Raw genomic sequence first — 8860 nt, forward strand, 5'->3', positions numbered from 1 at the left:
ACGTAGTTGACAAGTTTCTATAACTTCAGGAACTCTGGAAACAACAGTTTAAGTGGCGCCGAATTTTGTAGCCTGAGAGCGCCGGTTTTCGTGCGGCTTTGGCGAGCGAAGCAACGACAAACAGCCAACACCCAAATCACACCCAACACTTACGCTGGACACAGGCGACAGCACAAAAACGGACCTAGCAATTTGCTAAGTCCGTTTTTGTGACTACTGCATCGGCTGAGTACTTGGCCCGCCGTTTCCAGTACCAGTTGTGTTGTAACCACCAGCTTCAGTAGTGGTCGTTGTGGTATCAGTTGACGTTGAGTCGCTCGTGTACAGCGTGTAAGTTGGATTATCGCCAGACCAGTCGAAACCGGCGGCGGTGTTGAGTTTATTTAACTTTGTGTTGGTGTTGCTGAGGGTTTCTTGGGCGAGTCCGAGTTCACTGCGGAGTTGGTTGGAGATCTTTTGAAGTTCCTTCGTGGTTGGGACTTGGTAGGACTCTTCGTTGATGTAGGCGCCGACACCTTGAAGCGTGGTTTTCTTGATGTTTTTCGTAGCGGCTTGATCATCGGTTGCCAGCTTCAACATGTCGCTGAAGGAGAGGTTGGTGCGCATGTTATTAGAAACTAACTTCAGCAGCTTTTTATAGAGGCTGACCGACTTCTTGGCATTGACCTTTTTAATGATGGCCTGAATGACTTGTTGTTGCCGTTTTTGACGGCCGTAGTCACCGTTGGGATCTTCGTAACGCATCCGGGCGAAGGCTAGTGCTTGCTTACCATTTAAATGCGCCTTGCCTTTTTTAAAGGACATGTGGGTGTGCGAATCCGTCCAAGAGAATGGTACGGTGACATCGATACCACCCAACGCGTTCACGATTTTGCGTAAGCCACCCATGTTGATCGTGACGTAGTAGTTGATAGGAATGTTCAAGAGCTTTTCAACAGTTTTCATAGCAGTTCCCGCGCCGCCAACGGTGTACGCAGCGTTGATTTTTTGGGTGCTAGATGAACTGCTGCTGGTAGCCGATATCTTGGCGAGGGTATCCCGCGGAATGCTGGTCATGGTCGTTTTTTGCGTCTTAGGATTGATGGTGACGACGATCATGGTATCTGAGCGACCAGTATCGGTTCGCCCAAATGCGCCGGTATCTGTCCCCAGCAATAAAATGCTGATGGGTTTGGTACTGGTAATGGTGGTTTTATGCGTTTGATTAACGGCTGAATAGGTTTTATCCAGACTATTTTTGGTTTGCACGTACATGTACGTTGCACTAGCGCCACCCACCGCGAGGATGAGGAAGAACACCCATGCGAAAAAGACTTTAACTCGGGAACGGCGGGGGCGTTGGTTAGCGTGTTTCGGATACTGATTTTGCATGGAAGAACTCCTTAGGTCGATTTGATAATGGTTCAGTAGGTTTCAATTGTATTTCAAAATAAGGTAACTGTTACAGTAAACCATCAGCAACTTAAACGAGGCTTAACGAACTTAATGAAAATGAAAAAAGTGGAACGTTGAAAACTTATCGTGTGATTCGCGCGGACTGGCGCGCTATAATGTGTAAGTACGTAGGCGTTAATTTGAAAGGACTGATAGTAGATGACAGTGTTTCGTGCGTTTAGTGACGAACAGATTTTAGATTTCTTACGGGCCCAGGTCCGCGATGGTCAGGTGTTTACTGATACTAAAACCCTAAAAGCGCAATCGTTTAGCCCACATTTAAGTGATGATAGCAGTGGCTTGGCGTTAGCCTACATCGAAGCGGGGTCAACGGCAGATATTCAGGGGGTTATGAAGGCTGCGCGTAAGTTCCACATTTCGGTTATTCCACAAGATCAGTTTACAAGTACTGTGGCTGGGGCCGATGGTTTTGAAGGCAGTTTTATCCTGTCGACTAAGCGGATGAACCAAATTGTTGAAATTAGCCGGGCGGATTCAGTTGCCGTTGTGCAACCAGGCGTTGTGAACGGGGATTTGGATGAAGCGGCTCGTAAAGAGGGTCTGTTCTACGCACCAGATCCAGGTTCCAAGCCATTTTCAGGCATTGGTGGGAATGTCGCCACTAACGCTGGTGGGATGAGTACTGTTAAATACGGTGCTACTAGGGACAACGTGCTGGGCTTGAAGGTTGTGTTAGCTGACGGTCGCGAAATCAAAATCGGTGGTCGGACGTTGAAGCAGGCCTTTGGCTACGACTTAACCCAGTTGTTTGTTGGTTCCGAAGGCACGCTTGGCATTATTACCGAAATTACGGTGAAGTTGATGCCAATTCCGATCGGCGAACCAACGATGGGGGTGGCCTTCTTTGACAACATGACTAAACTGGCTGAAGCCGTTGCTGAAATTCGGATCTCTGGGGTTTACCCAACGATGCTTGAAGCGCTGGATAGCAACACCATTACGGCGTTGGACCGGTATGAAGGTACGCATTTTAGTGAAAACAGTGATGCCATGCTGATCTTTAAGGTCGATAACCGAATTCCGGAAGTAGTCAATAAGCTTGAAGAACTGATGGACAAGCATGGTGCCGCTAACGTGAAGATCACAACGGATACTAAGGAACAGGCGGGGTTGGAGAAGCTGCGCCGTGACATGTTGCCCGCTGTCTTTGCAGGTCAAAACCACATCATGGAAGACATGGCAATGCCACTCTCTAAGCTGGCACCAATGATGGATTACATTCATGATATTGGCGAACGGTTAAACTTGAAGATCTACGTTGCTGGTCATGCTGGTGACGGGAACGTCCACCCAACGATCGTTTGGCCAAAGGAACAAACCGAAACGCCACAGGTCGTTATTGAGGCGTTGCAATTCATGTTCCACAAAACGTTGGACTTAGGCGGTACGATTTCTGGTGAACATGCCGTTGGGATGCTGAAGAATCAGTGGAACAATGAAGAACTTGGTGAAGATGTGGATCAGATCCAACACCAGATCAAGGCGTTGTTTGACCCAATGAACCTCTTAAATCCAAAGCGTAAAATTAACTAATTAACGATAAATGAGCGTTCAGTCCGGAGATTTGGGCTGAACGCTTTTTTAGGTCGTGCTATAATAAAGTTAGAAACGTGAAAACGGTCACAAGGTTGCTTAAACGGGGTTATTTGGTGACTAAAAGTTATATTGAGGTGCTGCTGTTCAAACCGGACAACGGATGCACCTTAGACCGCTAAGATTGCGCAACGTGCGATACCCGATTACAAGGAGGTTCTCATTTATGGCAATTTCTGCAGTTTATAAGGAAGTTAGTGTATTTGGTGACAGTCAGACACTTCAAGCAAACGTGGTGAAGGGGACGCGGATTCAACCGTTCTTGCGGTTGCGGTTTGTTGCCGAGACACCGCATTTTATAGAAGATGCGAAGGGCAACCTTCAGTTTTCAGCAGCTTATGAGCAAAAATTCCATCAGGTAATTCGGCAGTTTTTAACGGGTTATGAAAACTACTTTCAAAATGAAGCGGTAGCCGATCGCGATTACGATGCGTTGCAGAAAATTGACGACTTTGTGCGGGCGTTGGAAAAAACGCTTCGGGATGAGTTTGAGATTGAAAATGAAGTTGAATTGGATGAAATCCGGCTATTGGGCCAGTGGCCAGTGTACCGCGAACCGGATGAGGCGCCATTGAAGGCGAAGTTGGCGGAATTTCATTCGTCGGATGAGTCGGATGATTATGATGTGTTTGATTAGTAGAGAGTGTGGAACGGGGCGGTTAGAGACTGGAGCATAGCGTACTTTCGCCAGAACCCCCGGGCTTTGGGGGTTGTGGTGAAAGTGCGCTATGTGCAAGTCTCTGCCCCGTGGAGCACGTTTAGGCTTGAGGACAGGAAAGCACTGTTGACTAACAACCGATGACATGAAAAAACACCATGAAGAAGTCCTACAATTAGGAATTCTTTCATGGTGTCTTTTGGTGTTTTGAGATTAAATAAGTTGTTTAGCGGAGGTACGTTGCTGTCCTCGAGCCGAAACGTGTTCCACAAAACTGAAAGCTGCACTTAAGCCACTCCCGACACAAAGTCGAAACCCACGACTTTCTGTCGGGAGTGGCTTAGGCTCCGCTTTCAACCCGTTTTGTTCCACACTCTACTCTAAATCAACACCCCATCACAATGATCCACTTCATGCTGCACGATCTGCGCCGTGAAGTCGCTAAACTCTTGCGTATGTGGTTTGAAGTTTTGATCCAAGTAGTGCAGTTCGATTTTCTTGTAACGGGTCGTTTCACGTTGACCCTCTAAGGATAGGCAACCTTCAGTTGCTTGGTAGGGGCCACTCTTCTTAGTGATTTCTGGGTTGATCATCGGAATCGACAACATGCCCATTTGAACCACGATGATCCGCTTGTTGCTACCGATCATGTTAGCAGCCATGCCGACACAACGGGCAGTGTTAGCTTTCAAGGTGTCCATCAAGTCAGTGACCACGGCGCCGTCCATCTTAGTTGCCTTCACACTCTTTTTCGATAAAAATGCTTGGCTGTGGTTAATTTGTTTAATCATGTTGGTTGCTCCTCTTTAATAAATGAATGCAACCAGTATACCAGATTACGGCAACCAAGTGCGACTAGTTGTCGTTAATTCAATCATGGCATCGCGCCAAAGTTCCTCCACGATTTGTGCAGCGGGCTTGATAGCGTCCACAACGCCCGCAATTTGACCGGCCATGAAGCTACCGTTCACAACGTCACCGTCAATGGCCTTCGCCAGTGAATGATCAGTGAGAGCGGCAATTTTTTCGGGTTCTGCGTGTTGCTGAGTGAGTTCAAGAACTTTTTCGATCATTGGCGTTTTTAAGCTCCGAACTCGGTTAGCGCCACTGCCAGTGACCGTCGTATCAGTATCCTTGGCGGCAACAATCAACTTCTTGTAGTAATCGCTGATTGGGGTTTCTTCAGCGGCTAGGAAGACGGTGCCCATTTGAACCCCGGCAGCGCCCATCGCTAAAGCGGCCGCAATCGTTTGACCGTTGGCAATCCCGCCACCAGCGATAACCGGAATATCGACGGCATTAACGACTTGTGGCACTAGGGTCATGGTTGTTTCGGTGCCAATGTGGCCGCCGGATTCCATCCCTTCAGCAACTACGGCAGTTGCGCCGATTTCGGCCATCTTTTGGGCAATTTTAACGTTTGGAATCACCGGAATGACTTTGATCCCAGCATTAAGTAAACTGTCCATGAAGGGTGCGGGAGTTCCAGCGCCAGTGAAGACAACTGGGACATGGTTGGTAATTAAAACGGGGAGCAAATCATTGATGTTGGGTTGTTGTAACATCAAGTTGACCCCGAACGGCTTTTTAGTTAAATAACGGAGTTCGCCGAGTTCTTGACGAAGTGAATCGGGGGTAAACCCAACCGAAGTCAAAACGCCAAGGCCACCGGCGTTGCTAACGGCGGCAACCAGTTCGTGTTTTGAAATGGCGGCCATGGAGCCTTGGATAATGGGGTATTTAATATTAAGTAACTCTGTCAGAGCCATTGTGAGAGACCTCCAGCTTAATTATTGATAACGCTTTCAGTTTGCGCTCTTTTAGCCGGACTTGCAACGAATTAGTAGGAGTCGCGCAAATTTGGGTTATGGTTGGGTGAGAATGAAGAACGGGCGCAAAAAAAGATAAGCTTATGACCGGAATTGGCTGGCTTTGAGAGGAGCGGCACAAGATTGTAATAGGATCAGTTAGTCTTCAATCTAAAGCAAAAAAGTCACCTGATTCGGTCCGATGACTGAATCAGGTGACTTTCAAATTATTGCTTTACCGCGCAGCAACCGCTTGGGATTGCAGTTGTTGTAATTCACGTTGCTTCCCGCGTTCAGCTAAGTGAACTTCGTGAGTCAGGAAGGCGTGGGTCTTGGCGTTGTAGTTGTGCTTTTGACCTAATTTAACGAGGTAACCGTTGATGTAATCAACTTCGGTTGGCCGGTAGTTATGCATGTCTTGGTACATTGAAGGGTAGTGAAGTGGGTTGGCGACTTTTGAGACGTAGTTGACGCTGTCCAACTCTTCTTGACGGGTGTTGATCATTTGGATGCCGTCGCGTTCACAAACGTCGTAGGCTTCATCGATCAACTGACGACTCATCTCATCAGCGCCTTCGTAATCGGCAAATTCACCCATGGTCATTTCAAACATGGTGCAAAGGGTGTTCACCACGGAGTTGAAGACGACTTTGGCAAGCAACGTGCCACGGAAGTTAGTCGTCAAGTTTGGATGGAATTGGGCCTTATCTAATTCAGCAACTAAGCGGTGCGTGAAATCATCTGGCTTTTCGGTGTAGTTGGCGAGGTTCATGGTCCCGGCGCCACGCTTACCGATAAAGTCAACGTCAGCGGGCCCGTTCAAAACGGTGGCAACCAACGCAGTCCCAGCGATGACCTTTTCGGGTTTGAAATACTGGAGGAGCTTTTCAACGTGGCCCATCCCGTTCATGCAGGTGAAGGCGTATTGATTTGGCTTGAAGAAGTGTGCGCAGCGCTTTAACATGTCAGCCAATTGCATTTGCTTCAAGAAGAAGATGTAACAGTCCGGATCGCCCTTGTAGTCTTCTGGGTAGTAAACGTTAACCGGAACGAGGTGCTTGTCTTCGTGATCACGTGATACGTAGACGCCACCTTGTTCGTGCATCTTTTCAACGTTTGGTTCCCAACCGTCAACGAAATCGACTTCATTCCCAGCATCCTGCAACAAAACTCCGTAACGTAAACCCATGGCACCTGCACCAACAACTGTAAACTTCATAATTAACGACTTCCTTATAGTATGTATTTTGAAAGCAAAAAAGCCCTTTAGGCCATCTGACCTAAAGGGCACGTATGCGTTACCACCTTTATGTTTGCTAGCCATCACTGACTAACACTTACGATCTGCCAACACAGACCCAGATTGATATCGGAGGATGACTCCGCCTGCGGTTACTAGGAGATTGATCCGTTCACTGGAGGGGCTTTGAGGTGATCTAGTAGTCGATTGTCCGCTTTCACCAACCCGGACTCGCTGAAGGGGGACTACCTGTGTCCTCATAAACGCTATTGCTTATCAAGTTGACTCTATCCTAGCACTAAAATGAAAAATGTCAAATGCATTCGCCATTTTATTTTAATTTATTTATCATTTTAATTTAAGCGGATTCGGAGAGGTGGAGCTGAGTGATCACTGCATCAACTAATGGTACGGCGTTGGTGAGTTGGTTAACGGGGGACCAAGTTTTCTGATTTGTACTAATAGCGTCGGTTTTAGCGTAAATCGTGCGCTGATTGAAACAACATTGTAATTCCGGTTCATCAGTGGGCAAACAGCAGACGTTAATGCCACGTTGGATAGCGGTTAACAGTAGCGCTTGTAGGGGCGCGGAAAGCCGACTTAACAGGTGATTGTTAGTCGGGGCTGATTTGAACCAAGCGGCGTGTTGGGTGGCAAGCGTGATAGCCAGCTGTTTTTGAGTGCTTGCTTGGCTACGACGGTAAAGTTGCCCACTGACGGTGAGTTGAGGATCAGCGAGGGCTGCCGTTGCGTTATTGAGTGCGGGTAAACAGGCGGTCAGGTGAAGTTGCTGACACATGTTGCACATGCCAGCCAATAGTCGCTGACCTTCTGCTTGAGCAACAGTCGTGGTTAGCGGATTTTCGAGGGCCACTTGCTCGTTGAGTTGGTCGCCCTGTTGCACCCATTGGTCAGCTGGCGCTTGTTCATCGGTCCAAAGCAGGTACAACATGAAGGTTGTTAAAAAAGTGATTTCGTCAGGCTGACGCCATAGGGAGCGAAGGGGTTGATGTCAAGGTTACGTAACTCAATGTACCGAACGCCATTTTGGTGTAAGTCACTGACTTGGTGACCACCCCGAAAGCGAACGGGGGCGTAAAATTCCTTTTCTTTTGACAACTGACCGTTCGCAACTAAGTCGGTTAAATCGTTGAGGTAGTGCGGCAGGTCTTGATAAGAGACCCGGACATCAGCGTGATTCGTATAGCCAAAGTGACTGTTACGGATGCTGCGAACGGGTTCTTGCGGCCGTTCGTCGTCGGTAAAATACCCCGGTTCACTAGTTGGCGTTGCCCCGAAGAGGTAGGTGATCAACCAACGATAACGCAGGTAGTTTCGAGTCACCTTGAAATAGAGGTTGGTCTTGAAAGTGGTCAAATCGGCGGTTTCAGTTTGCGCGTCAAATAGTGCAGTGACGAGTTCTGGCGCAAATTCAAAGTTAAAGTGAATGCCAGAAACCATCTGTTTGCGACGCCCATAACGCTGAGCCAAGCCTTCGCGGTAGGCGACATCAGCTGGATCGGCGAGTTTGGCGATGGTGATATCGGTTTCATTATCAGGTAACATGGGCGGCATGCTGAGTGGCCAAAGGCGTTCATCGGCCGTGAGGTTTTGATAGGTCACGTGGTGGATCAGGCTTAGCCAATCAAATAGTTCGCTAACACTGGTGGCGACCGGCGTAATGAGTTCAAGTTGCGATTCCGCAAAGTCGGTTTGGATGAAAGGGTGGTATGAGCGGTCACCCAAGCTGTGCGGATGATCAGTATGAGCGAGTTCACCGTTTGGTGTAATTCGTTGTGCTTCGCGTTCGATTCCTAAGCGAAAGTGTTGAAGCACTGGTGTTGTCGCCTGTGCGCGTAATGCTGATTGAAAGTCCAAAGCAAAACCTCCTCGGAGAAGCCGTGTTTTTGGCACGGCTTAAGTTAATTCATGATAGCTTGATTCGCGGTCATTTTCAATCGGTTTTTGGCAATTTAATTGTATTCGTATTTTTGTAACGCACTTATGCTTGTGTCCAGCGATAGTGTGCGGAGCGAGACGGGTTGAGAGCAGTGTGCAAGGTAACATCGGGAAGCGCCCGGGCCTGGCGGGTTTACCGATGTTACC

General features: G+C 48.1%; 8 protein-coding genes. 2 read left to right on the top strand and 6 right to left on the bottom strand.

The annotated features are described in order from the left end of the window. Positions 1 to 213 precede the first annotated feature (213 nt). Positions 214 to 1371: an LCP family protein gene (locus JCM2765_RS15115; protein ID WP_082405170.1), complete on the bottom strand. Its 1158-nt coding sequence runs from the start codon at positions 1369 to 1371 to the stop codon at positions 214 to 216. A gap of 222 nt (positions 1372 to 1593) precedes the next feature. On the opposite strand from JCM2765_RS15115, the gene JCM2765_RS15120 reads away from it, so the two are divergent. Together JCM2765_RS15120 and JCM2765_RS15125 are read left to right on the top strand one after the other, a co-directional pair. Next, positions 1594 to 2988, top strand: coding sequence for an FAD-binding oxidoreductase (locus JCM2765_RS15120; RefSeq protein WP_054737418.1), 1395 nt, complete (start codon positions 1594 to 1596; stop codon positions 2986 to 2988). A 226-nt stretch (positions 2989 to 3214) separates the two neighbouring features. After that, positions 3215 to 3685, top strand: a complete 471-nt coding sequence (locus JCM2765_RS15125; protein ID WP_054737419.1) for a hypothetical protein — start codon at positions 3215 to 3217, stop codon at positions 3683 to 3685. Between the two features lie 401 nt (positions 3686 to 4086). On the opposite strand, the gene JCM2765_RS15130 is transcribed toward JCM2765_RS15125, so the two are convergent. From JCM2765_RS15130 to JCM2765_RS15150, 5 genes are all read right to left on the bottom strand, one after another. Continuing rightward, entirely contained in the window at positions 4087 to 4497 is a 411-nt protein-coding gene (locus JCM2765_RS15130; RefSeq protein ID WP_054737420.1) for a peptide deformylase, read from the bottom strand. A 45-nt stretch (positions 4498 to 4542) separates the two neighbouring features. Then, positions 4543 to 5475: an NAD(P)H-dependent flavin oxidoreductase gene (locus JCM2765_RS15135; protein WP_054737421.1), complete on the bottom strand. Its 933-nt coding sequence runs from the start codon at positions 5473 to 5475 to the stop codon at positions 4543 to 4545. Positions 5476 to 5749: 274 nt separating this feature from the next. Then, positions 5750 to 6733, bottom strand: coding sequence for a ketopantoate reductase family protein (locus JCM2765_RS15140; protein ID WP_054737422.1), 984 nt, complete (start codon positions 6731 to 6733; stop codon positions 5750 to 5752). 379 nt (positions 6734 to 7112) lie between these two features. Next, positions 7113 to 7706 (bottom strand): hypothetical protein, encoded by a 594-nt coding sequence (locus JCM2765_RS15145; RefSeq protein WP_054737423.1) that lies wholly within the window; start codon positions 7704 to 7706, stop codon positions 7113 to 7115. Positions 7707 to 7714: 8 nt separating this feature from the next. Beyond that, a complete protein-coding gene (locus JCM2765_RS15150) occupies positions 7715 to 8632 on the bottom strand; it encodes a hypothetical protein (protein ID WP_054737424.1) in 918 nt (305 codons plus the stop codon). Positions 8633 to 8860: the final 228 nt, after the last annotated feature.

Source organism: Secundilactobacillus similis DSM 23365 = JCM 2765 (assembly GCF_001311075.1).
In the GTDB taxonomy this organism is placed as follows: domain Bacteria; phylum Bacillota; class Bacilli; order Lactobacillales; family Lactobacillaceae; genus Secundilactobacillus; species Secundilactobacillus similis.